Genomic DNA, 24,209 nt, shown 5'->3' with positions numbered 1-24,209 from the left:
CACGCCCGCGGACGTCGAACTCGCCGCATGACCCCAGCAAGCCTGAATCACCCCAAACCCGACAGGGGTGCCTTGACGAAGGACATAGAGGCACCCCCCTCACACCCGCCCCCACGCCCGACCGGCAGGTACCGCCTCCACGCGGTGCCTGCCGGCTTCGTTTCACCGGGACGGGGTGACCGCTCGGTGTCCCGGAACGGCCGGTGCGGTGCACTTCGGCGGCCGGGCCGTGGCGGCTATGTCGTCTCGCGGTGGATGAGGGCGAGGATGTCGCCCGCGCCGGACGCCGCCGGGGCCGGGGCCCCGACCGCCGAGAGGACACCGGCGGTGAGGTTGTCGGCCGCCGCGGTGAGGTCCATCCCGATGGTGGTCAGGGCCGGTACGGCGAGTGAGCTCACGGGGAGGTCGTCGACGCCGATGAGCGCCAGATCGTCCGGGATCGCGATGTGCTGCGTGCGGCAGCTCGCCAGGACGGCGAGAGCGATCAGGTCGTTGAAGGCGGCGACCGCGGTGACCGGGGTGCCGCCCTGCGTCCACTCCACCACGGCGTCCCGGGCACTGGCCCGTGAGTAGCGCATGCTGACGACCTGCGGGGCCGGCAGACCCAGCTCGTCGCAGGCCCGGGCGGCCCCCTCCAGGCGCGGCCGGCAGAAGGGGCGCTCCCGGGGGTCGTCCAGCGCGGCGTATCCGATGCGCCGGTGGCCCCGTGCCGCGAGATGCTCGATCTGCAGGCGCCCGATGTCCTCCTGGCGCAGCCCGGTCAGACGGGCGCCGTCCGGCGTGAACACACCGTCGAGCAGCGGGATTTCCGCCCGCCGCAGCGACTGCGCGTCGGCGGGCGGCAGACTGCCGAACGCGACGACCACGGCCGGCTGGACGTGCTGCCAGAGGTCGGCCAGCGGCGTGGCCGTCTCGTCGTGGTGGAGGTACACGCAGGTGTAACCGGCCACGCCCAGGGAGCGGCCCCGAACCCCATCTGGTGGCCCGTCGCTACCCGCATGAGCTGTCGGGCGGCATGGCCCAGCGCGTGGTCGTCGCGCGGGCCCTCGCCGGCGAGCCGAAGCTCCTGATCGCCGACGAGCCGACCACCGCCCTCGACGTCACCATCCAGGTGGAGATCCTCGATCTGCTGCGCGCGCTGCAGCGCGACCGGGACATGGCGATCATGCTCGTCACCCATGACCTGGGCGTGGTCGCCGACATGTGCGACCGGGTCGTGGTGATGTACGCCGGGCAGATCGCCGAACGTGCGGGCGTGCAGGAGTTGTTCGGCACCCCGCGCCACCCCTACACCCGGGCGCTGCTCGCCTCCAACCCGCACAACAGGCACGGCTCGGCGGTGCTGCCCACCATCCCGGGCGCGGTCCCGATGCCGGGGGCGTGGCCGCGCGGCTGCCACTTCCGGCCGAGATGCGCGCACGCCACCGACCAGTGCGGCACCGGCGGGATCCCCCTCGTCGAGACCGGTGCCTCCCACGAGGCCCGCTGCCTCCACGCCCACCGGACGGAAGGCACGTCGTGAACGACGAGACGAACCTCCTCGAAGTCAGTGATCTGTCGGTGCACTTCCGTCGCGGCCACGGCTCACCCGTCCTGCGAGCCGTCGACCGCGTCAGCTTCTCCGTGGCCGAACGGGAGACGCTGGGTGTCGTCGGCGAATCGGGCTCCGGCAAGAGCACCATCGGCCGGGCCGTGCTCGGACTCGTGCCGCCGACCGACGGCCGGATCGAGTTCGCGGGCGAGGACATCACCCGGGCCGACCACAGACGGCGCCGCGCGCTCAGCCGCGACCTGCAAGTGATCTTCCAGGATCCCTACAGCTCCCTGAACCCGACCCGCACCGTCGCCAAGACGCTGGGCGAGTCGCTGCGGGCCGAGAAACTGGCCGGGGACGAGGTCCGTGAGCGGGTCGTCGCCATGCTGGAACGCGTCGGACTGCCCGCGTCCGCCGCGGACCGTCACCCGTCGGGCTTCTCCGGCGGCCAGCGGCAGCGCATCGCCATCGCCCGTGCCCTCGTCGCCCGACCGCGGCTGGTGATCTGCGACGAGCCGGTCAGCGCGCTGGACCTCTCGGTGCAGGCCCAAGTGCTCAATCTGCTGCGGGAGTTGCAGGACGAGTTCGCGCTCGGCTACGTGTTCGTGGCCCATGACCTGGACGTGGTCCGGCACCTCTCGCACCGGATCATGGTCCTCTACCGCGGACAGATCATGGAGCAGGGCCCCGCCGACGCGGTCCACGCGACGCCGGCGCACCCGTACACCAGGACCCTGCTCGACGCGGCGCCCGTCCCGGACCCGGTGCGCCAGGCGGAACGCCGCATGCGCCGCGTACGCACGGACGACAACACCGGCCCGGTCTCCGGCACCGGGTGTCCCTTCGCCGGCCGCTGCCTCCACGCGGCCCCGCCGTGCCACACCGAACGGCCACCGCTCGAACAGACCCCGGCGGGCACGACCGTCGCCTGCCACCGGTGGCGGGAGCTCGGCGGCGCGCCGGCGCCGGAACCCGCACGCGGGCCCGACGTCGCCACCGGCCCCCCTCGGCCCGGCGACCGCCGTCACCCGCACGCGCTCGACCCGACGACCGACAGGAGACGCCCATGACCATCGTCACCACGCCAGAAGGGGTGTCGATCGGCTACGACACCTTCGGCGATCCCCACGACCCTCCGCTGCTGCTGATCCAGGGACTCGGAGCCCATATGCTCGGCTGGCGCGCCGAGTTGTGCCGGCGACTCGCCGACGCGGGCTTCCACGTCCTGCGCTTCGACAACCGGGACGTCGGCCTGTCGCAGAAGTTCCCGCAGGGCGGCTACACCCTGGCCGACCTGGCGGACGACACCGCGGGCCTGCTCACCGCGCTCGGCATCACCGCCGCGCACATCGTCGGACAGTCGATGGGCGGCATGGTCGCCCAGCAGCTCGCCCTCGACCACCCCACCCGGGTCCTCAGCCTCGCCCTGGTCTACACGGCCCCCAGCACGGCCTACATCGGCGGACGCGACCTGGTCGACGAGCGGACTCGGCGCCCACGGGCCCGTACCCGCGACGAGGCGATCGCGCTGTACCTGGACAACGAAGCGGTGTGCGCCTCACCCGGATACCCCCAGGACATCGCGTGGCTGCGCGAGCTGGGCGGCCAGATGTACGACCGCGGCCACGACCCCGACGGCGTCCTGCGACAGGTGGAGTCGCTCGACCGTTCCCCCGACCGCACGCCGCGCCTGCATCACATCACGGTGCCCACCACGATCCTGCACGGCGACGGCGACCGCCTGATCGGCACCGAAGGGTCCCGGCTCATGCACGAACTGATCGCGGACTCGAAGCTGACCATCTATCCCGGCATGGGTCATGAGCTCCCCCGTCCGCTCTGGCCACAGATCATCACCCAGATTCGGGACAACGCGGCACGAGGGAGTGCGTGACATGACAGCAGCACCGGTGAACGGCCACGTCTCCCGTGGCTTCGAACCCGTCGCCGACGCCTTCGCCGACAACTTCCGCCACCGCGGCGATACGGCCGCCTCCTGTGTGGTGTACGCCCAGGGAGCGCCGGTGGTGGACATCTGGGCCGGGCAGACCGCCCGGGGTGCCTGGACGCCCGACGCCCGCACCGTGGTGTTCTCGGTCAGCAAGGGCGTCACCACCGTCTGTGTGCTGATGGCCGCCGAGCGCGGCCTGATCGACCTCGACGCCCCGGTGGCGAAGTACTGGCCGGAGTTCGCCGAGAACGGCAAGGACGCGACGACCGTACGGCACCTTCTCGCGCACCGGGCCGGCCTGGTGGCGCCCGAGGCGGAACTGACGTGGGAGGACCTGCGCGCCTGGCACCCGGTCGCGGACGCGCTGGCCCGGCAGGCACCGGCCTGGCCGCCCGGGACGGCGTACGCCTATCACGCGCTCACGTTCGGCTGGCTGGCCGGCGAGGTGCTGCGCCGGGCCACGGGACTGCGCCCCGGCCAGTGGCTGCGCGAGCATGTGGCCGAGCCTCTGGGCCTGACGATGACGTTCGGCGCCGACCCCGCGTCCGCCGACCTCCATCCCCTGGCGGACCCGCTGCCCAGCACGGACCCCGAGGCCGTCGCGATGATGGCCGAAGCTCTCGCCGCGCCGATGATCGAACGCTCCATCGGCCTGGGGGGCCTCATCGACGTTGCCCGGATCGCCCAGGTCGCCAACACGCAGGCGTGGCTGTCGGCCGAGATACCGGCGGGCAACCTAGTGACCGACGCCCGCGGCCTGGCGCGGCTGTACGCGGCCACGGTCGGCGAGGTCGACGGAGTCAGGCTGCTGGGGCCGGACATCGTCCGCGATGCCCTCGTGGTGCGCTCGGAGGGCCGTCCGTTCGTGGGTCCCGATGTGAGCAGCGGCTGGGGCACCGGCTTCATGACCAGCTCCGCCCACCGGCCGATGATCGGCCCCGGCAGCTTCGGCCACGACGGCCTGGGCGGTTGTCTCGGCTTCGCGCATCCGGAGTACGAGGTCGCCTTCGCCTACCAGACCGCACAGCCCGGCGGCCTCCCCGACGACCGGGCCGACGCGCTCAGCCGCGCGCTGCGTGCTTGCCTGTGAAAGCCGGGCTCCGCCGCTTCACCCCTGACACCAGCCCTTCGTAGAACCAGAGACCAGGCGATGACCACGACACTTCCCCGCCCCACCGGCCCGACGCCCCCGAGCCCGGCCGTCCGCGCGACGGACCGGCTCCTGACCCGCCTGATGCGGTTGCCGGGCACCCGGCACGGTTATCGGGTCGAGCGGAACATCCCGACGCCCGCGCGCGACGGCGCCGTGCTGGTGACGGACCACTACGCCCCTGTCACCGGCCGGCCGAAGGGCACCGTCCTCGTGCGCACCCCGTACGGACGCGGCTTCCCGCACGACCTGGAGGCGAGGGTCTACGCGGACCGCGGGTATCACGTCGTGCTGCAGAGCTGCCGCGGCACGTTCGGCTCCACGGGCGACTTCTCCCCGATGGCGAACGAGGCCGACGCGGCGACCGGGCACCGCGCGCCGTGGTTCCGCGAATGGCTGACCACACCGGAGCGCGGCGCTCCGGTGTGGGAGCGGCTCAAGCTCGACGACGCCCTCCAAAGGGCGCACGTCCCGGTGCGGCTCACCGCGGGCTGGCAGGACCTCTTCCTCGACCAGACCCTGCACCAGTACGAGTCACTGCGCGCCCGTGGCATCGACGTCTCGCTCACCGTCGGCCCCTGGACCCACAACGAAGGGGGCCAGAAGGGCATGGGCCGTCTGCTCCGCGGCAACCTCGCATGGCTGGAGACCCACCTCGCGGGCGAAGGACCGGCCCAGCCACGCTCCGCGTTCCCCGTCGAGGTGTACGTCACCGGGCAGGGCGCCTGGCGGCAGCTGGCCGCATGGCCGCCGGCGACGGGCGAGACCGTGCGCCACCTCCAGCCGGGCGGCAGGCTCCTGGCCGACGCGCCGAACGACGGCCCGCCCTCCACCTACCTCTACGACCCGGCCGACCCCACACCCACCCTCGGCGGCCCACTGCTCACCCTCGACGCCGGAAGCAAGGACAACGCCGAACTGGAGAGCCGTCCCGATGTACTCACCTTCACCACCGACCCGCTGACCGCGCCGCTGGAGATCATGGGAACACCCGTCGTCGAACTGGCGCACACCAGGAGCAACCCGCACGCCGACGTCTTCGTCCGGCTCTGCGACGTCAACCCCAAAGGCGTGTCCCGTAACGTCGCCGAAGGACTCCTGCGCCTGGATCCCGCCTCGCCCCTCGACCAGGCCCAGACCGTGCGCGTACGCCTCGACGCCTGCGCCCACCAGGTCAAGGCCGGACACCGCATACGCCTGCTCATAGCCGGCGGCTCCCACCCCCGGTACGCACGAAACGAGGGCACCGGTGAACTCCCCGGCACCGGAAGCAAGTTGCGGCCCTGCACACACACCGTCCACCACGACAGCGGCGCGGTCTCCCGCGTGATCCTGCCTACGCCGTCAGGCTGAGGACCGGGCGCCCGGGTGGCGATCAGTGGCGATCAGTGTGGTGACGTCCTCGGCCCCGCTGCTTCCTGTCAGGCCCGCGGCACCACCGGCAGGACGATGCGGGAGGGGCGGGTGGGGTCGTGGAAGACCTGCTGGCGGGCGACTCGGGCCTCGGTCGCGCTCTCCTCGGGTTCGCCGGTGTTGAGGTTGCGGTCCCAGCGGGGGAAGTTGCTGGAGGTGATCTGGACCCGTATGCGGTGCCCGGCCCGGAAGACGATGCTGGTCGACCACAGGTCCACGACATGCTCGGCCGGCTCGCCGGGGGTCGCCTCCCGGACTCGCACGATGCCGTCGGTCACGTTGCGGGAGACACCGTGTTCGTCGACGTCGCACAGGCGGGCCACCCAGTCGGTCGAGGGGCCGTCGGTGGCGGCGAAGAGCACGGCCTTGACGCGGCCGGTCACCTCGATGTCCTCGGCGAGTGGTTCGGTGGTGAAGACCAGGACGTCCTCGCGCGCCTCCACGGCCGTCTGGTCGAGCGGCCCGGGACGGAAGTCGTCGGTCAGCAACAAGGCGCCGCCGACCGTACGGACCGGGTTCATCGGGTCGTAGGTGAACTCCTCGGGCCGCTCGGCGGCGGACGGCGGCTCAGGGGTCAGGCCTCCCTCCGCGCGGAGGTGGAAGTCCGTGTCGACGGCCCGCGCCAGGGGCCATTCCGTCTCCTCGCGCCACTGGTTGACGCCCATGACGAACAGCAGCACCTTGCCCGTGTCCGGCTCCGGCTCCTCGCCGTTGCCGTCCCCGATCGTGCGCTGGAACCAGTCGAGTTGGAGACCGTGCAGAGGTCCGCGCATGCCCATGAAGGCGGAGTTCGCGCCGAACCCGAAGTTGACGTCGCCGATGACATGCTGCTGGTTGGCGTGAGTCCACGGGCCCATGATCAGCGTGGCGGAGCGGCCGGCGCGGCGCATCGCGGTGAAGTTGTCGAGCGTGCCCTGGGCGAAGATGTCGTACCAGCCGCCGACCTGGAGGGTGGGCAGGTCCACCTCGTCGTGCCGGCCCTCGACCCGGCAGGCCCGCGCCCACTCGGGCTCCCGCCGGGACCGCTCGTAGCCCAGTTCGGGAAGGTCGTGCCGGACGAACGCGGGGAACCGCCCGGCGGGCAGCTCGCCGTAGCCGCCGTCGGCCAGGCCGTCGAAATCCTCCACGAGCCTGCCGACGCCGCCGACGAGCGCGGCGGGGTCCGTGCCGTGCCGGCGCATCAGCGCGTCGGCGCCCATCATGAGCGTCCAGGGCGCGGTGATGCCGAGTTCGATCGCACCGCCGCGCGTCCACAGTCCGTCGTCCGGATCGGACCACGTGACCATCGGGGCGATCGCCTTCAGCTCCGGCGGCTTGGACAGCGCCGCCATCCACTGCGTGTTGCCGAAATAGCTGGCACCGATCATGCCGACGGAGCCGTTCGCGCCGGGCAGCGCCGCGGCCCACCGTACGGTGTCGTACCCGTCGTTCTCCTCGTGCGTCCACGGCTCCCACTCCCCCTCGGAGGCGAACCGGCCGCGGGTGTCCTGGAGGACCACCATGAAGCCACGCCGAGCCGCCGCCAGAGGGTCGAGTACGGCGATCGCCAGGGCCATCTGCTTCCCGTACGGCAGCCTGCTCAGCAGGACCGGCCACGGTCCGCTGCCGCCGGGCCGGTAGACGTCCGCGCGCAGCACCGTGCCGTCACGCATCTCGGCGGGTACGTCGAACTCGATCCGGATCTCCGTCATGTGCTGCTCCTCTGCCTGCCACGACGCCTTCGCGGGACCATGGTCGACCGTGTCCCCACCCGCCCGGCACCCCCGATCGGGGGTGACCTCGGCGGTCCCGGGACGTCTACGCCACCGCGTTCAGCAGGTCGGCCAGCACCTCGGGCCGTTCCAGGGCGATGAAGTGGCCGGCCTTCGCCACCTGGGTGAAGTCGGCGGCGGGCAGCAGCTTCCTGTTGGCTTCCCGGTCCGAGGGGCGGGACCAGTCCTTCTCGCCGTAGACGAGGTGGATGGGAGCCTTGACCTCGGGGTACCGCTCGCGGGCCGCGATCAGACTGGGCAGGGCCTGGTACACGCCCCTGGCGACGGTCGGATAGCCGGGACGTCTGCCCACCTGGAGCAACTCGTCGACGTAGTCCTCGCGCAGCGCGCTCCTGTCGCCCAGGCCGCCCTCAAAGATCTTGGTGAGCGCGGGCTTGGGCTCCACCCCGGCGATCGCCGGGCCCACCCCGGGGGCGAGGACACCGCTGACCACCACGCGGGCGAGGAGGCTGGAGCGGGCGATCCCGCCGGGGAAGTCGTAGGCGTTGACCGCGACGACGCGCCGGACCCGCTCGGGGAGATCGGCAGCGGCCGTCAGGGCGAGCACCGCTCCCATGGACTCCCCCACCAACGTCACGTCGTGCAGGTCGAGTTCGGTGAGGAGGCGTTCGACGCCGGTGCGCATGGCCGGCTCGTCGTACGACGCTCCGGGCACGATCTCGGAGTAGCCCATCCCCGGCAGGTCGAGGGCGTACACCGTGTACTGCTCCGCGATCAGCGGGATGAGGAGGCGGAAGTGTTCGGCCTGGGTGCGGACGGTGTGCAGCAGCACCAGAGGGGCGCCGGTGCCCGCCTTGAGGTAGCGCAGGGTTCCCTCCCGGCCGTGGTGTCCCGCGCGCGGGGCGAGAGTGTGGGTGGTGGTCCCCGCGATGTGGATCGTGGGGCGCGGTTCCTGGCTGGGCATGTCGGGCTGCCTTCCCTCGGCTGATTTGCCGGCTGACTGGTTGGGGGTGTGCGTGGGGGTGGAGGTGCTTTTGGGTGAGGAGGACGCGCCGACCGCGGCACCCGTGTTGTCGATCAGCACGGGGTGACATCCTGCGCCCTCACGACGGCCGCCGCCACGGACGCCGGGTCCGTCACCTCCGGCGCCACCGCCAGAGCGGTCATGACTACCTCCACACATCGGAAACCGATCGGTTTTGCATCACAGTAAACCGATCGGTTTCCCAGCGCAAGGGCAAGCGCAAGCGGCATGCCGCGAGTTGGGCGAGTGAAGACCTTGGACCTCGGTCAGCGCTGATACCGAGTAGCAAGATGAGTCGCAGAATGTGCCGCCGGTGGTGGCCATGTCGCGCAGCTGAGCCGACGCGCTGAGCTCCAGCGCCTCGGAGACGACCGGGTACAGGGCGCGCACTCCCCGGCGGGTGGCGGCCTCGGACATTCGTACCAGCGCGCCGATGCGCAGCCCGCGCTGATGTCGACCAGGGTGTCGGGGCGTTCGACGGTCTCGCGCATCAGGTCGACCAGGGTCGTGCCGTCGGCGATGTAACGGCCGCCGGCGCGGTGCGCGTCGAGGGCTTCAAGCGGTTGTCGACCGTGAGGGTGCGACGCTCGCCGTTGACGGTCGGGGAGCCACGGCTGCCGGGCGCCGCCTCGACGGCGTCGGGGGGCTCGCGCCGAACACGGACGGCCCGGGGACGAGGCCACCGGCCACTACCGCGCCGACGGTGGTGGTGGTGGTGGTCGCGATGAAGGTGCGCCGGGACGGAGCCGGCGAAGTCCCCTCGGGAGGATTCCCGGGAGACCCTTCCGGGCCTCCCTCCGGAGACCCGACGGGGCTTCCCTCGGGAGATCCCCCGACGGGAGGAACAGCGATCCGGCTGTCGGCGGCGGTGGCGGCGGCCGGGCACGGGGAGAGGGCCGGCGGCCGGGCATGGGGAGGGGGCCGGCTCCCTGCCTCGTGCCCACCGTCGGTGCGTCGGCGGGCCGGGCCTCGGGCGGCGGTTCGAAAGGAGCGTGGCCGTCAGGGGCGGCGTGGGTTAGGGCCCTTCTGATGGATCTCCGTGGGAGAAGGAGCGGCGTTCGGTGCGTGCGCTCGGCGTGCGGCATGGAGGGTCTTGTGGCGGAGCCACCTGGCCCTTCGCGGCGTGCGGCGAGCGTGCGTGCCGGGCGTCGCGACGCCGCGGAGATCCATCAGAAGGGCCCTAGGGCAGTCGCCAGTCCACCGGCTGGGCGCCCTGGCGCAGCAGCAGGTCGTTGGCGCGGCTGAAGGGGCGTGAGCCGAAGAAGCCCCGGTCCGCCGACATCGGGGACGGGTGTGCGGACTCGATCGCCGGCAGCTCGCCGAGGAGGGGACGGAGGTTGCGGGCGTCACGGCCCCACAGGATCGACACCAGCGGCTTCCCCCGCCCGGCCAGCGCTCTGATCGCCTGCTCCGTGACCTCCTCCCAGCCCTTGCCGCGGTGCGCGGCCGGCTTGCGCGGGGCCGTCGTCAGCGCTCTGTTGAGCAGCAGCACGCCCTGCCGGGTCCAGGGGGTCAGGTCGCCGTTGGACGGCCGGGGCAGTCCGAGGTCGGAGTGCATCTCGCGGTAGATGTTCTCCAGGCTGCCCGGCAGCGAACGCACCTCCGGCGCCACCGCGAAGCTCAACCCGATCGCCATGCCCGGCGTGGGATAGGGGTCCTGACCGACGATCAGGACGCGGACGTCGTCGAAGGGCTGCTGGAAGGCGCGCAGGACGTTCGCCCCGGACGGCAGATAGGTCCGGCCCGCCGCTATCTCGGCCCGCAGGAAGTCGCCCATACCGGCGATGCGTTCGGCAACCGGCTCAAGGGCCTTCGCCCAGCCCGCTTCAACAAGTTCATGCAAAGGTCGTGGTGCCACGGCGCGTCACTCTACTGGCACACACAGACACCCCGCATACCCAGGGAAGTTCCGCCCACGGCCCCTCGCGCAGGCGCTACCCTTCCTGCTCGTCCAGCGGCAAGGCAGGAAGGAGCGGGGCTTGCTCCGTCACGAGGGCCCCTCCGGGCCCGCCGAGGACCAGGCTCCCGTCGTGCTCGCCGTGGACTCCGGCGGTTCGGGGTTGCGGGCGGCACTGGCCCGGGGCACCGAGGTGCTCGGGGAGCCGCTGGTGTCCGGGGAGGCGGTGCGGACCGGTGCGCGCGGTATCGACGCCGGTCATCTGCTGGAGCTGCTGGTGCCGATGGCGCGGCGGTTGCTCGCCGGCGCCGGGTACGCGGGTCCGGCCGCGGTGGCCGTCGGAGCCGCCGGGTTCGCCTCGCTCGGCGAGCAGCTGCGTGCCGAGCTGCCGTCCGCGCTGAGGCGCGAGTGGGGGGTACGCCGGGTCGCGCTGGTGGCCGACGCGGTCACCGCGTACACGGGTGCCCTCGGCGCGCGGCCGGGTGCGGTGATCGCCGCCGGTACGGGGCTGATCGCGATCGGTACGGATCTGACCGCCTGGCGTCGGGCGGACGGCTGGGGCCACCTGCTCGGGGACTGCGGCGGCGGCGCGTGGATCGGGCGGGCCGGGCTGGAGGCGGCGATGCGGGCGCACGACGGGCGGGACGGCGGTTCGGCCCGGCTGCTGGCGCGCGCGGAGGAGGTGTTCGGCCCGCCGGCCGGGATCCCGGGCCGGATCTACCCGAGGGCCGACCGCCCGGCGGTCCTCGCGTCGTTCGCGCCCGAGGTGGCCGCCCGCGCCGGGGACGACCCGGTGGCGGCCGGCATCCTGCGCGAGGCCGCCCGGCACATGGCCGACGCGGCGGCCGCCGTCTGCCCGGCCTCGGGCGGGCCCCGAGTGGCACTGACCGGCGGCCTGTTCGCACTGGGCGCCCCGCTCCTGGCCCCCTTGACGGCGGAGTTGGCCGACCGGCTGCCGCACGCGCCGCTGGTGCCCGCGCAGGGGGATCCGCTCGCCGGTGCCGTGCGGATCGCCGCCGCGTTGGCGGCCGGCGGGCTCGGCTTGCCGTACGACGAGAGGATGTTGTACGTGGTGGCCGAAAAGTAGTACCTGAAACAGGGAGTAATCCAGCCTGTCGGACAAGCGTCGCCGTGGTCACCCAAGTGCACCGCTCAGCAGATTAATGCGGTATCGATCGGTCCTGATCGGCACGTAACTCATCAGACAAATCAGGACGGATACCGCTCACCTGCACCCTCCCCGAACAGGGGAGCCCAAGAAGCCAGTAACATGCGGCGCCATGAGTTCCCCCACTGGGCCCGCGTCCGGCCTGCCTGTACGAATGCCGCGACCCCGCCAGCCCGGGCGGCACCGCCGTCCCGAGCCGCTGGCGGCTCCCGAGGGCGCGCCCGCGCTCGTCCTCGCGGTGCCGGGCACGCCCAGCGCCGCCACGCGCAGCCTCGCCGAGGAGGTCGTGAGCATCGCACGCTCCGAGCTCCCCGGCCTCGACGCGCGCATCGGTTACGTCGACGGGGGCGCCGACGAGTTCCCCACGCTGCAGTCGGTGCTCGCGCGCGCCGCCGAGGAGCGCACCGCCCGCTACGAGCAGGCACGCGCCGCCGGCCTGGACGTCAAGGAGCCGGAGGGCCTCGTCGCCGTCGTCGTGCCCCTGCTGGCCGGTCCGGACAGCGCCACGCTCCGCCAGGTCCGCCAGGCCGTCATGGAGAGCCGTATCGCGGCCGAGCTGACCGACGTCCTCGGCCCGCACCCGCTGCTCGCCGAGGCGCTGCACGTGCGCCTGTCCGAGGCGGGACTGGCACGTGCCGACCGGGCCCGGCTGTTCACCGTCGCCACCGCCGCGGACGGCATCGTCCTCGCCACCGTGGGCGGCGAGGAGGCCGTGCAGGCCGCCGGGATCACGGGCATGCTGCTGGCCGCGCGGCTCGCGGTGCCGGTGATGGCCGCCGCCCTCGACCAGGAGGGTTCGATCACCTCCGTGGCCGAGCAGCTGCGCTCGTCGGGCTCGCAGCAGCTGGCTCTCGCGCCGTACCTGATAGGGCCGGAGATCGACGCCGGTCTGATCGAGGAGGCCGCGAAGGAGGCGGGCTGCTCCGCCGCCGAGGCGCTCGGGCCCTACCCGGCGATCGGCAAGCTGGCGCTGGGCAAGTACACGACCGCGCTCGGCATCGCGCCGCAGCAGCCCCAGGGCATGCCGGTCCGCTGACTCCGGCACCGCGCGGGACGGCGCACCGGACGCCCGAGGGCCCGCTCCTCTCGCAGGAGCGGGCCCTCGGCCGTGCGCGCGCCGGGCCGCACGCCCTCTCTCCCCCGGGGCGGCCTCAGTCGGCCAGAACGACGCAGGAGGCCGCGGGCACCTCGATCGAGCCGCCGCGCACCGGCAGGCCGGTGCGCGGGTCGACCGTGAACCAGGTGACGTCGCCGGAGCGCTCGTTGGCCACGTAGAGGGTGCCCGCCGCGTAGGTGAGGGCGCGGGGCCAGTGGCCGCCGCAGGGCACGGTCGCCACCAGGCGCAGTCCGTCACCCTCGACGGCGAGCACGGAGAGCACGTCCGTGCCTCGGGTGGCCGTCCACACGAAGCGGCCGTCGGGGGACACGGCGAGGCCCGAGGGGTACGCGTCGCCCTCCGGGGGCTCCGGGAGCACCGAGGTCTCTCCCAACGGCTCCAGCGGGCCGTCAGGGGCCTTCCAGCGGCAGACGGTGACCGTGGGAGCCAGTTCGTTCAGCACATAGACATACGATCCGTCCGGTCCGCCGGGGTGGAGCACGAGGTGGCGCGGCCCCGAGCCCGGCCTCAGCGTCGTCTCGTGGTGCGCGACGGGGACACCGTCCCGCACCGCGCACACCCGCACCGAGTCCGTGCCGAGGTCGACGGTGAGGAACCGGCGGCCGGACGGATCGGGCACCACCTGATGGGCATGCGGTACCCGCCCGTCGCGGAGGCCGGGCCCGGACGCGGCACGCCGGAGGGTCCCGGACGCGGAGGCCGCGAGGGTGCCGTCGGGGCGCAGCGGGACGGCGGTGACGCTGCCGGAGCCGTAGTCGGCGGTCAGGACGTGACCGGCGAGGACGGCGAGGTGGGTGGGGCCGCCACCGACCGCCACCGGGGGCCCGGTCAACTCGGGCCGGTCGCCCGTCACCCGATAGGCGGCTACGGCTCCCTCGGGCCGCTCGCTGACCGCGTACAGGGTGCGCCCGTCCGGCGCGAGGGCCAGATAGCTGGGGTCGGGGACGTCGTCCGCGTCCGACAGGACGGTCAGCGCGCCGGTCCTGTCGTCGATGTCGGCGACGAGGACACCGGGGCCCCCAGCCGAGGTGAACGACCCGATGTACGCACGTCGACGTCGCGGCCCGCCCACCGTGCCCCTGCCCGCCGCGTCCACTTCCGCTGTCACTGCCGTCCCCTCCCGCTCGCCCGTGTGCGGGCGAACACTAGCAGCAGGTCTAGACCAAAGTCCCCGGCTCGGCGCGGGAGAAGCCACGTGCGCCCCCGGGCCGCCCTCGCTCCGGAGAGCGCGACGCCCGGGACGCGCGGTGAGGGCGCGCGGCGGGAGTACGCGACGGGCGACGGGGAGGCGGACGGCTCACGGAGGTTCGGCCGGGCAGGAGGGCGGCGGATTTTCGGTCGGCGGGCGGATGGGCGGCGGGCGGGCCACAGCGACGGCGGGCAGGCGGGCGGCCTGCGGACGGCCGGGCGGCCTGCGGACGGCCGGGCGAGCGGCGGACGGCCGGGCGAGCGCCTGACGGCCGGGCGAGCGCCTGACGGCCGGGCGGGCGGCTGACGGACGTTCGACCGGCGGGCGGCTACGCGGCCGTGCGCGAGCCGGGAGGCGTGCCGAGTGGGTGGGCCAGTTCCGACAGGGCCCTCTCCAGGTTGTGCAGGTGCCCGAGGGCGGCTCCGGCCTCCGCGGGGGCGACCGTCTCGGGGCCGGAGGCGGTCGCCCGCGCACCGGGGGTCGTCAGCGCCTCCACGGCCGCCTTCACCCGCCAGCAGGCGGCGATCAGGGAGGCCTCGCGCGTACCGGAGGGGTCGGCGGTGGCGGAGACGAGGGCGCGGACCTCGCCCACGCAGTCGTCCAGGAGGCGCAGGGCCGCGTGGGCGCGGGCCTTGCGGGCGCGGAAGGGGTGCAGGGGGTGGACCAGCGGAGCGAGCGCCATCCGCGCCCGCCCGAACAGCAGCTCCAGTTCGGCGGCGTGGGGAGCCGGGTCGGCCCCGGGGACGCCCTCCAGCCGGGCGGCGGTGGCGGTCGCGGCGGCGTGCACACAGTGCAGGGCCCGCTGGATCCAGGCGTCGTTGGTCGCGTGCGTCGTGACCGGCAGGACGAGGACCACGGCCAGCATGGCGCACACCGCGCCCACCCCCGTCTCGACGAGCCGGAGCGCGAGCAGACCGGGGTCCAGCACACCGAGCAGGCCGTAGAGGAGGCTGACCATGACGGTGACCGCCAGCATCATCCAGGAGTACGAGACCGCCGCGGTGTAGAAGATTCCGAAGACGCAGACCGCGACGAGCGCGGCGGACGGCGCGGGCGCCCCGTCCAGCGGGACGGCGACGAGCAGGCCGACGGCGACGCCGATCACGGTGCCGAGGACCCGGCGGAAGCCGCGGACCAGCGTCTCGCCGCGCGACGCTGTGTTGACGAAGATCCACCAGGCGGTGCCGACGGCCCAGTACCAGCGGTCCTCGGAGAAGGCCTGGCCGACGAGCAGGGCGCAGCAGCAGGCGACCGCGGCCTGGCACGCCTGCCGGGTGGTGGGCCGCGCCAGCCCCGCTCCGGCCGGGCCGGCGGGGAGCGCGACCGGCGGCAGGCGGCGCTCGACGGGCCACAGCAGGAACCGCACCACGCCCGCGACCAGCAGCGCGAGCGTCATGGCGGCGTACAGGCCGAGCAGGTCCGCGGGGACGGTGTGGAGGAACTGCGTGATGAAGTAGCTCATGAACGCGAAGATCCCGAGCGCCTGGCCGCGCGGCCCCCAGCGGCGGGCGTAGACACCGCAGAAGACGGTGGCCACGAAGGCGGCGTCACGGGCGGCGGGCGCGTCGTGCAGGACGGCGGCCACGGCGAGGACGGGAAACCCGGCCGCCGGCAGGAGCGCGGTGGTGAGCCGCTGGGCGGGGACGTCCGCGTCGGTGACGGTGAACAGGGCGAGGAGGGCCGCCAGCCCCCCGGTGATCGACGCCGGGAGCGAGAGGCCGCCCAGTTCGGACGCGGTCACGGCGGCGCCCACGCCGATGACGGCGCGCAGTGCGGTCCGCAGCCGCAGGTGCCCGGGATCGGGAGCCGTGAACATCCTCTTCATGACCGTGTGCCGCCCCCTTGCCGTGGTGCCCGCCCCGCCCGCGCGGGCCGGGGTCTCCGGCGTGCGACGGGCACGGCGAAGGCGCCGCGCTCCGGATCCGGCCTCGTCGCCGCTCCGGCACCGCGCGGCGCCCTGAGTTACGTGGATACGGCAGAGGTACCACCTCGGACCCGCATGGCTCAACAGGCCGCTCCCCGGCTGAGCCATTGGCCCAGTGGTGGGGAGGGGCAGTCCGCACCGGCTGGGCCAACTGATCAACCGGTGCGGGTGGCTACGGGACTGATGAGCGGGCGGGTGACGTGGCTCGGGCGAGGTGCGGTTCACTGGGCCATCGGTACAGTCTTCATGATCACCGCGACAGCACACGGGAGGCGGAGGGGCCATGGCCGTGGACGAACTCGACACCCGGATCCTGCGGCTGCTGCTGGAGCAGCCGCGCACCAGCGTGCGGGAGTACGCCCGCGTCCTCGGCATCGCCCGGGGCACACTCCAGGCCCGGCTGGACCGGCTGGAGCGGGACGGAGTGATCACCGGCACGGGCCCGTCGCTCTCCCCCGCCGCGCTCGGTCACCCGGTGCTGGCCTTCGTGCACATCGAGGTCACCCAGGGGCACCTGGACGACGTGGGCGACGCGCTGGCGGCCGTACCGGAGATCGTCGAGGCGTTCTCGATCACGGGCGGCGGTGATCTCCTGACCAGGGTCGTGGCGCGGGACAACGCGCATCTGGAGGACGTCATCCAGGCGCTGATCAGCCTGCCGGGCGTGGTGCGCACGCGTACGGAGGTGGCGCTGCGGGAGCGGGTGCCGTACCGGCTGGCGCCGTTGGTGGAGTCGATCGGCTCGGCGGCGGGCCGGCCGGCCCGGAACTGAGCGATGACATCCTGGCGTTCATGAGCACTACCCGTCACACCACCCGAAGCACTTCGGTCATCTTCGATCTCGACGGAACACTCGTGGACAGCGAGCCGAACTACTACGAGGCGAGCGTGCGCATCCTCGCCGAACACGGTGTCACCGGCTTCACCTGGGCGGACCACGAGCGGTACATCGGCATCAGCATCCAGGAGACGGTCTCGGACTGGAAGGAGCGGTACGACCTGGCAGCGCCCGTCGAGGCGATCGTCGCGGCCAAGAACCGCCACTATCTGGAGCTGGCGCGCACCGGCACCCGGGTCTACCCGGAGATGCGGACGTTCGTGGAGCTGCTCGCGGCGGACGGCGTCCCCATGGCCGTGGCCTCGGGGTCGTCGCGCGAGGCCATCGAGGTGATCCTCGGCGCGACGGGACTCGACGGGTCTCTGCGGACCGTGGTGTCGGCGGAGGAGGTCGACCGCGGCAAGCCGGCTCCCGACGTGTTCCTGGAGGCGGCCCGTCGGCTGGGGGCCGACCCGGCCGACTGTGTCGTCCTGGAGGACGCGGCACCGGGCGCGGCCGCCGCGCACGCGGCCGGGATGCGGTGCGTCGCGGTGCCGTATCTCGCCGCGCAGGCCGACGACCCGGCGTTCGCGACGGCGGGACTGCTCGTGCGGGGCGGGCAGGAGGAGTTCACTGCGCGGGAGGCGTACGACTGGATCGCGGCCTCGGGTGGCTCATGACGTCGGGTGGCTCGTGGCGTCGGGTGGCTCGTGGCGTCGGAGCCCGGTCCGCCGAGGGTGTCGGCGGACCGGGCTCCGGTCGAGGGGGCCGGGGTCGGGCGGCTCAGGCGGTCGTGCCCTGGCCCGCCTTGCGGGCCCGCCGGTGCAGGATCCAGCCCGTCACGGTGAGCGCGGCGGCCGAGGCGGCCGCGCCGAGGACGGTGAGGCCGGTGGAGGCGAGGCTCCCGCCGCCTCCGGTGGTCGTGGTGCCACCCGTACTGCCGGAGGCGCCGGTCGTGCCGGTGGCGCCGGTGCCGCCGGACGCCGAACCTCCGCTGGAGGTACCGCCGGTGGAGGTGCCACCGGCGGTGTCGCCGCCGTCGTCGTCGGTGTCCACCGGGTCCTGGCCGACGAAGGCGACCGGCACCTTGACGTCCTGCGAGCGGTCGCCGGACAGGGTGTGGTCGGCGCGGGTGGCGAGGACGCACCGGGCGTTGAAGCAGTCGGTGTACTCGTCCTTGGCGTCGACGGTCAGCTCGACCTCGAACGCGCCGCCGTCCTCGTACGGTGTGGCCAACTCCTCGCCGTAGTCGGGCGGGTTGGAGGAGATCCACGCGGAGGAGTGCGACTCGCCCGTCATGTCGACGCCGCCGACGCACGGGGAGGGGAGTTCGCCCGCGCCGTTGTCGACGCAGAGGGCGACGTAGACGCCCTTGTTCTCGTCGTAGCCGGAGCCGGTGACCTTCAGGGTCTGGTTCTCGGTGGCGAGGTTGTTGACGGGGGTGACGGTGAGCTTCTGGCCGTCGGAACCGGTGACCGTCTTCGTGCCGGAGGGCTCGTCGTTCCCGCCGTCGCCGCCCCCGTCGCCACCGCCGGTGCTGTCGTCGGCCTCGGTGACGGTGAGCGTGAAGGCGGCGGTGCGGGTCGTGCCCACGGCGTTCTTGAACACGGCACGGTACCGGTAACCGTCGTGCGCCGCCTTCGCCTTGAAGGTGTACGTGTGCTTCGTCGCGCCCTCGACCGCGGACCAGGTCTGGGCGCCGTCGGTGCTGACCTCCCACGTCACGGTGGGTGCCGGGGTGCCCTCGGCCGCCGCGACGAAGGAGACCTCGTCGCCCGGTGCCACGGTCCGGTCGGTCGGGGTCTGGGTGACCTTCGGGGACATCCGGCGGTCGAGCTTGGTGATCTCGCCCTCGGTGGGGCTGCTGACGTAGACGGTGGTGCCGCCGGGGGCGACGGCGACGGAGGCGGCGCCGTTCTGGGAGTCGTTGCCGTCCAGCTTCGTCCGGGTGGCGGTCTCCGCGTAGGTGGTGGTGTCGTACACGCCCAGGTTGCTGACGCCGTCGCTGCCGTCGCCGAGGGTGCCGTCGTCCTGCCAGACGACGAAGGCCCGGCCGGTGGCGGTGTCGAAGGCGATGTCGGTGGCCTCGTCGGGCCCCTCGATCGTCTTCAGGAGCTTGCCGTCCTTGTCGTGGACGAGGACGGAGTCGCCGCTGCCCACCCAGACGTTGCCGGTGGCCGGGTCGGCCTCGACGAACTCGACGCTCGGGGCGGTGAGTTCGGCCGAGGCGGTGACGGTGAAGGTGCGGGTGTCGATCCGGCGCAGGGTGCCGCCGGCGGCGCCCACGGACCATGCCGCGTCGCGTGCCGTGTCGACGCCGAGCAGGGAGCCGCCGTCGAGGGTGAGGGTGCGGTTCTCCAGGGGGACGGCGGTGGCGATGTCGACCTCGGAGAGCTGGGCGCCCTGGGCCACCAGGACCGTGGAGCCCTTGGTGCCGGGGCCGATCCCGGTGATGTTGGCGCCCGCGATCCACTTGCCCGCGGCCGCCGGGTCGCCGGCCTTGGCGGTGCCGATGCCGCGCAGGGCGAACTGGAACACGGCGCCGTCGCCGGCGAGCGGGGCGGCGATCCGTACGACGGCGCGCGGGCCGAGCGTGCCGGTCGTGCCCGGGAACTGGGGAGTGTGGCCGAGGCTCTTGCCGTTCGCCGGGTCGAGGGCGTGCAGCCCCCGCTCGTCGACCGCTCCGGAGGCGGCGAAGTTGTCCGAACCCGCGTACAGCTTCCCCGACTCCGGGTGCAGCAGCAGGTCGTTGACCTTGCCGGCCGCCGGGAACGCGGCGGACTCGACGTAGTCGACGGTGCCGGCGGGGACGTCCTCGCCCTCGCCGCCCCCATCACCGCCTCCGGTGTCCTGGCCCGCGAACCGGACGGGGACACGGACGTCCTGGGAGCGGTCGCCGGAGTCGCGGTGGTCGACGCGGGTGACCGCGGAACAGCCGACCTCGGCGCAGTCGACCCCGTTGTCCTCGGCCTCGATGTCGATCTCGACGTCGAAGGTGCCGCCCTCGCCCCAGGCGATGGCGAGGCTGCCCTCGTACGGGTCCCCCTTGGGGACGATCCAGTGGGAGGAGCTGCCGGTGCCGGTCTCGTCGGCGCCGCCGATGCACGGGGAGGGGATCTTGCCGTCGCCGTTGTCCTTGCACAGGGCGACGTAGACGGCCTTGGTCGTGTCGTAGCCGGAACCGGTGACCCGCAGTTTCTCGCCGTCGGGATCGAGGTTGGCGGAGGCGGAGACGGTCAGTCGCTGCCCGTTCGCGCCCAGGCCGGTCTTCGGGGTGTCGGCGGCCTGGGCGGCGGTGCTCACCGTGACGGCGGTGACGGTGGCAGCCACCAGGGCGACCGCTCCGAGGAGAGCCGCGGGGCGTCCGAGCCGCGGTCCGGCCGGACGCCCCTGCCGCCGGCCCGTGGTGTCGTCTCTCATGGGTACCTCATTCGTCGGGTGCGCCCCGCACCCGGGGGACGCCGAGGGCCGGGCCCCGTGGCGAAGGGGCCCGGCCCGGTGGGTGGTTACTGGAAGGTGAGGGGGGCGTGGACGTCGTACTTGCGGTCGTTGGAGTCGAAGTGGTCGGCGCGGGTGACCACCGCGCAGGTGACGTCCTCGCCGCAGACGCTGCCGTCCTCGAGGGCGGCCTGGACGTAGATGTTCACGCTGAAGGTGCCGCCGGTGCCGAACTTGGAGCTGTTGGCGAAGAGGCCGCCGAAGGTGTTGTTGATCCAGTGCGAGGCGCCGGTGGAGCCGGACTCGTCCTGGCCGCCCAAGCAGGGGGTCGGCTTGTTGGCGCCCTGCGCGCCGTCGACGACGCAGAGGCCGACGTAGACGCCCTGGCTCGCGTTGTAGCCGGACCCGGTGACGGTGATGACCTGGCCCGACGCGGCGGCCGTGTTCGGCGCGGTCAGGGACAGGTTGTAGGTGGTGGCGCCGTCGACGATCGTGCGGGTCGAGGTGGCGGCGGAGGCCGAGGTCGCGAGGCCCAGCGTCAGAGCGGCGGAGGCGGCGACGGCGAGACCGGCGCGGGCGGCGGTACGGGCGGAGGGAACGACTCTCATGAGGGAGAGCACCTTTCTCGAGAACGAGGAGGCCGAGACCAGCTTAGGCAAGGCTTACCTAATCTTGCTCGTGATCTCTTTGTCAACAGAACGCAAAGAACCTGCAACGCACCTGCGTATGGCCCGTGTTGACGAGGCCCGCGAGGCTCACGAAACCGCTCCGCCGACGAGCACGGTGAACTCCGCGACGGCCTCACGCCCCCCGGTGACGGAGTACAGCCGTACGGTGTGCGCGCCCTCGGTCGCGGTGTCGTACACGGGGAAGTCACGGGCGACCCGGCCCGACGCGTCGGCCACGGCCTGGTAGCGGGTGTCGTCGTCGATCGCGACGAGCACGACCTCACCCGGCGCGAAGCCCTCGCCGGTGACCCGTTGCCCCTCCCCCGCCGCGAGGCTCGCGCGGCCCACGGCCACGGACGGAGACTCCCCCTCCTCCCGGCCCGCGCCCGTACCGCCACCCATGTCCACATCGGTGCCCGCGTCGGCGGAGCCGTTCGGCGTGTCGGTCCGGCCCGGCGGTGACGAGGAGGAGTCGCCGTCGGACCGACCGGGCGGTCCGTCCTGTGGAGCGGTGGGCCCGGACGTGCCGGTTCCCACGGTCACGTCGAGCGGGGCGAGTTCGTCGTCCGCCGCGTACGGCCGCCCGCTCCACCGGGTGAGCAGTGCGGCGCCCTCGGCGGTCAACGACACCCGCAGGCCCGACCAAGTGGCGCCGCCGCTGCGGACGTTCGGCGCGATGGCACCCGTGCCGATCTCGGCCAGCGTCAGATCGCCGGTCTCCCCCGCCCGTTCGGCCCGCACCCGGAGCGTCCCGGTGCCGCCGTCGAGCCGCAGGCGCAGCCGGTCGAGCGTCAGGGTGTCGGTGCCGGCTCCGCCGAGGCGGATCGAGCCGACGAGGGCGACGTCCGCGTCCCCGGCGCTCGGGGTCGCGCTGCCGCCGTCGACCGGGAACCAGGTCCGGCCGCCGGAGCCTCGCACGGCGGGCGCCCCGGCCGTCACCGTCACATCGGTGCCGGTGGACGCCTCGAACGCCGGGCCCCAGCTCGCGAATCCGCCGGACACCTCGCGTGGAGTCCCACCCCCGTCGCGTGCCGTCGCCGTGCCCTGGCAGAGCAGGGCGAGCAAGGCGCCCGCCGCGGTCACGGCGGCACCAGGTCTGTTCATCACCTCGAAGTCCTCCCTGAAAGGTCGACCGGGCGGCCGACCGGACGCCCCGCCCCGGGGGCGTCGACCGATCTGTGGACGGCTGTCGTCGACAGACCGTCAGCTCGCCTCGGCGGACGCGGAGTCCGTACGGCGGCGGCGCGCCCAGACCCAGGCCGCCCCGCCCGCGGCGACCAGCCCGGCCGCGGTGACCCCGAGCGGCACGGCGGCGCTGCCGGTGCTGGCCAGCGGCTCGTCCGAGCCGCCCGTGCCGCTGGATGTGCCGCCCGTGCCGCCGGTGGCCGTCGTGCTCGAACCGGCCGAGGGGGTCGCCGAGCCGCCGGTGCCCTGGGCGTCGCCCTCGCCCTCGCCCTTGCCGTCGCCCGAGCCCGCGGCTCCGGCGAACGTCACCGGGACGCGGACCGTCTGGCTCTGGTCGCCGCCCCTGGTGTGGTCGTTGCGGGTGATCACGGCACAGGTCACACCGGATTTGGCGCAGTCGGTGTTGGCGTCCTTGGCCCGTACCTTGATCTGCACGGAGAAGGTGCCCTTGTGCCCGTTGCCTCGGTACGGCTTCGCCAACCCCTCCCCGTACGAAGGCGGGTTGGAGGAGACCCACACCGACGCACCGGAGTCGCCGGACATGTCGACGCCGCCCACGCAGGGCGTGGGGGTCTTGCCGGCGCCGTTGTCCACACAGAAGGCGACGTAGATGCCCTTCTCGGTGTTGTAACCGGTGCCGGACACGGTGACCGTCTCGCCGTCCGGGTCGAGTCCGGAGCTTTTGGAGACGGTGAGTCTCTGACCCTCGGGACCGGTCGCGGAGCCGCCGGCGGCGATCGCCGAGGGGGCCGGGAACAGGATCAGGGCACTCGCGACGGCGAGGGCCGCCGGGGCTGCGCGCAGGGCTCGTAGGCCACATCTGTGCATCGGTGTCAGCACTCCCACCATAGGAAACTCAGGTAAGGCTAACCTAAGGTAACCAACACCTGGTTCGAGCGGTAGACATGGAAGGCGGTTCGATGCGTAGGTCAGGAAGACCTCAACTCACCAGTGCGCGTAGGGGAGTTGCCGCACTCGCCGTTGCTTTCGCGATGCTGGCGGCCGGATGCGCAGGCGGTGACGGGGACGGTGAAGCAACAGGGGCGAAGTCTTCGGCGCCGTCCGCGAGCGAACGGGCGGCCGCCGCCCAGAAGCAGTTGAGGACGAACTCCCTCGTCCCCTTGAAGGGCGCGGCGCCCACGCCCGAGTTGCCCGTCACCGTCGACTCGTCGGACGGCCGGAAGGTCACCGTCGAGGACGCCTCACGGATCCTTCCGCTCAACGGGGGCATAGCGGAGATCGTGTTCACGCTCGGCCTCGGTGACCATGTCGTCGGCCGGGACATCACCGCGACCTTCGAGGAGGCCGCGGACCTTCCCCAGGTGACCAAGGCGCACGACGTGAGCGCGGAGAGCGTGCTCTCGCTGGAGCCGACGGTGGTGCTCGCCGACACCGACACGGGGCCCGGCGAGGCCGTCGACCAGATCCGTGACGCCGGGGTTCCCGTGGTCGTCCTCGAACCGGCCGACGAACTCTCCGACGTGAGCACACGGACGACACGGGTGGCGGAGGCGCTGGGGGTCCCGGCGGCCGGCAAGGCCCTCAACGAGCGCTTCGCGGGCGAGTTGAAGGCGGCGCGGGCGGCCGTGCCCGAGGGGAGCCGGCCGAAGGTCGCGTTCCTGTACATGCGGGGGTCGGCCGCGGTCTATCTCATCGGCGGGAAGGGATCGGGAGCGGACTCCCTCATCGACGCGGCCGGGGCGGAGGACGCGGGGGTGGCGGCCGGGCTGGACAAGCCGTTCACCCCGATCACCAGCGAGGCCCTCGTCAAGGCGCAGCCCGAGGTGATCCTCATGATGAGCAAGGGACTTGAGTCGGTGGGCGGGGTGGACGGGCTGGTGGACATCCCCGGCATCAGGGAGACGCCGGCCGGGATGGATCGTCGGGTGGTGGATCTGGAGGACGGGGTGCTGCTCGGTTTCGGGCCGCGTACGCCGTTGGTGATCGACGTTTTGGTGGATCGGTTGCATCGAGGGTGACGTGGAGTGGGGTCGGGCGGGGGGTGGTTCGGTCGTGGGTGGG

At 73.2% G+C, this 24,209-nt stretch carries 21 protein-coding genes and 1 pseudogene; 10 read left to right on the top strand and 12 right to left on the bottom strand.

Annotated features, from left to right (window positions below):
- Positions 1 to 236: 236 nt before the first annotated feature.
- On the bottom strand, positions 237 to 950 hold the full coding sequence (locus HW837_RS49105; protein WP_313895678.1) for a substrate-binding domain-containing protein: 714 nt from the start codon (positions 948 to 950) through the stop codon (positions 237 to 239).
- A gap of 29 nt (positions 951 to 979) precedes the next feature.
- On the opposite strand from HW837_RS49105, the gene HW837_RS37145 reads away from it, so the two are divergent.
- The 5 genes from HW837_RS37145 to HW837_RS37125 are packed head-to-tail and all read left to right on the top strand — an operon-like array spanning position 980 to position 5,988.
- Complete coding sequence (locus tag HW837_RS37145) at positions 980 to 1,522, top strand: ABC transporter ATP-binding protein (RefSeq protein WP_272897469.1); 543 nt, start codon at positions 980 to 982, stop codon at positions 1,520 to 1,522.
- A complete protein-coding gene (locus tag HW837_RS37140; RefSeq protein WP_313895679.1) occupies positions 1,519 to 2,604 on the top strand; it encodes an ABC transporter ATP-binding protein in 1,086 nt (361 codons plus the stop codon). The genes HW837_RS37145 and HW837_RS37140 overlap by 4 nt, the downstream gene beginning before the upstream one ends.
- Complete coding sequence (locus HW837_RS37135) at positions 2,601 to 3,428, top strand: alpha/beta fold hydrolase (protein ID WP_093790639.1); 828 nt, start codon at positions 2,601 to 2,603, stop codon at positions 3,426 to 3,428. Before HW837_RS37140 ends, HW837_RS37135 begins: the two co-directional genes overlap by 4 nt.
- A gap of 1 nt (position 3,429) precedes the next feature.
- The gene (locus HW837_RS37130; RefSeq protein WP_177261979.1) at positions 3,430 to 4,575 is read left to right on the top strand and encodes a serine hydrolase domain-containing protein; all 1,146 of its coding nucleotides are present in this window, start codon (positions 3,430 to 3,432) and stop codon (positions 4,573 to 4,575) included.
- A 60-nt stretch (positions 4,576 to 4,635) separates the two neighbouring features.
- Positions 4,636 to 5,988: a CocE/NonD family hydrolase gene (locus tag HW837_RS37125; RefSeq protein ID WP_193383046.1), complete on the top strand. Its 1,353-nt coding sequence runs from the start codon at positions 4,636 to 4,638 to the stop codon at positions 5,986 to 5,988.
- Positions 5,989 to 6,056: 68 nt separating this feature from the next.
- Here the strand turns inward: HW837_RS37125 and HW837_RS37120 are convergent, their stop codons facing one another.
- From HW837_RS37120 to HW837_RS37095, 5 genes and pseudogenes are all read right to left on the bottom strand, one after another.
- Positions 6,057 to 7,739, bottom strand: a complete 1,683-nt coding sequence (locus HW837_RS37120) for a CocE/NonD family hydrolase (RefSeq protein ID WP_193383045.1) — start codon at positions 7,737 to 7,739, stop codon at positions 6,057 to 6,059.
- 106 nt (positions 7,740 to 7,845) lie between these two features.
- Positions 7,846 to 8,724 carry an alpha/beta fold hydrolase gene (locus HW837_RS37115; protein WP_193383047.1) on the bottom strand — a complete coding sequence of 293 codons (879 nt, stop codon included), beginning with the start codon at positions 8,722 to 8,724 and terminating at the stop codon, positions 7,846 to 7,848.
- Positions 8,725 to 9,090: 366 nt separating this feature from the next.
- A pseudogene (locus HW837_RS48200) lies at positions 9,091 to 9,341 on the bottom strand (FAD binding domain-containing protein); the annotation flags it as partial.
- Positions 9,340 to 9,510, bottom strand: coding sequence for a hypothetical protein (locus HW837_RS49100; RefSeq protein ID WP_234442756.1), 171 nt, complete (start codon positions 9,508 to 9,510; stop codon positions 9,340 to 9,342). The pseudogene HW837_RS48200 and the gene HW837_RS49100, both read right to left, overlap by 2 nt.
- A gap of 454 nt (positions 9,511 to 9,964) precedes the next feature.
- The gene (locus HW837_RS37095; RefSeq protein WP_078853824.1) at positions 9,965 to 10,642 is read right to left on the bottom strand and encodes a uracil-DNA glycosylase; all 678 of its coding nucleotides are present in this window, start codon (positions 10,640 to 10,642) and stop codon (positions 9,965 to 9,967) included.
- 121 nt (positions 10,643 to 10,763) lie between these two features.
- On the opposite strand from HW837_RS37095, the gene HW837_RS37090 reads away from it, so the two are divergent.
- Together HW837_RS37090 and HW837_RS37085 are read left to right on the top strand one after the other, a co-directional pair.
- Entirely contained in the window at positions 10,764 to 11,768 is a 1,005-nt protein-coding gene (locus HW837_RS37090) for an N-acetylglucosamine kinase (RefSeq protein WP_196789826.1), read from the top strand.
- Positions 11,769 to 11,961: 193 nt separating this feature from the next.
- Positions 11,962 to 12,885, top strand: a complete 924-nt coding sequence (locus HW837_RS37085) for a sirohydrochlorin chelatase (protein ID WP_086786183.1) — start codon at positions 11,962 to 11,964, stop codon at positions 12,883 to 12,885.
- Positions 12,886 to 13,000: 115 nt separating this feature from the next.
- Here HW837_RS37085 and HW837_RS37080 read toward each other — a convergent pair whose 3' ends face one another.
- Both HW837_RS37080 and HW837_RS37075 read right to left on the bottom strand, forming a co-directional pair.
- Positions 13,001 to 14,074, bottom strand: a complete 1,074-nt coding sequence (locus tag HW837_RS37080; RefSeq protein ID WP_313895680.1) for a lactonase family protein — start codon at positions 14,072 to 14,074, stop codon at positions 13,001 to 13,003.
- Positions 14,075 to 14,483: 409 nt separating this feature from the next.
- Complete coding sequence (locus tag HW837_RS37075) at positions 14,484 to 15,971, bottom strand: FUSC family protein (RefSeq protein ID WP_193381249.1); 1,488 nt, start codon at positions 15,969 to 15,971, stop codon at positions 14,484 to 14,486.
- 391 nt (positions 15,972 to 16,362) lie between these two features.
- Here HW837_RS37075 and HW837_RS37070 point away from each other — a divergent pair, with 391 nt between their 5' ends.
- Entirely contained in the window at positions 16,363 to 16,851 is a 489-nt protein-coding gene (locus tag HW837_RS37070) for an Lrp/AsnC family transcriptional regulator (protein ID WP_045561697.1), read from the top strand.
- A gap of 20 nt (positions 16,852 to 16,871) precedes the next feature.
- Positions 16,872 to 17,576, top strand: a complete 705-nt coding sequence (locus HW837_RS37065) for an HAD family hydrolase (RefSeq protein ID WP_045561696.1) — start codon at positions 16,872 to 16,874, stop codon at positions 17,574 to 17,576.
- A gap of 103 nt (positions 17,577 to 17,679) precedes the next feature.
- Here the strand turns inward: HW837_RS37065 and HW837_RS37060 are convergent, their stop codons facing one another.
- From HW837_RS37060 to HW837_RS37045, 4 genes are all read right to left on the bottom strand, one after another.
- Positions 17,680 to 20,316: an immunoglobulin I-set domain protein gene (locus tag HW837_RS37060; protein ID WP_193381237.1), complete on the bottom strand. Its 2,637-nt coding sequence runs from the start codon at positions 20,314 to 20,316 to the stop codon at positions 17,680 to 17,682.
- Between the two features lie 86 nt (positions 20,317 to 20,402).
- On the bottom strand, positions 20,403 to 20,942 hold the full coding sequence (locus tag HW837_RS37055) for a hypothetical protein (RefSeq protein WP_045561694.1): 540 nt from the start codon (positions 20,940 to 20,942) through the stop codon (positions 20,403 to 20,405).
- Between the two features lie 147 nt (positions 20,943 to 21,089).
- Positions 21,090 to 22,106, bottom strand: coding sequence for an HtaA domain-containing protein (locus HW837_RS37050; protein WP_078853822.1), 1,017 nt, complete (start codon positions 22,104 to 22,106; stop codon positions 21,090 to 21,092).
- Positions 22,107 to 22,205: 99 nt separating this feature from the next.
- Positions 22,206 to 23,015, bottom strand: a complete 810-nt coding sequence (locus tag HW837_RS37045; RefSeq protein WP_093790642.1) for a neocarzinostatin apoprotein domain-containing protein — start codon at positions 23,013 to 23,015, stop codon at positions 22,206 to 22,208.
- Positions 23,016 to 23,107: 92 nt separating this feature from the next.
- On the opposite strand from HW837_RS37045, the gene HW837_RS37040 reads away from it, so the two are divergent.
- Entirely contained in the window at positions 23,108 to 24,166 is a 1,059-nt protein-coding gene (locus tag HW837_RS37040; RefSeq protein WP_193381236.1) for a heme/hemin ABC transporter substrate-binding protein, read from the top strand.
- Positions 24,167 to 24,209: the final 43 nt, after the last annotated feature.

The sequence above is a fragment of the Streptomyces caniscabiei genome (genome assembly GCF_014930365.1).
In the GTDB taxonomy this organism is placed as follows: domain Bacteria; phylum Actinomycetota; class Actinomycetes; order Streptomycetales; family Streptomycetaceae; genus Streptomyces; species Streptomyces caniscabiei.
This window is presented reverse-complemented; position numbering and strand designations above follow the sequence as displayed.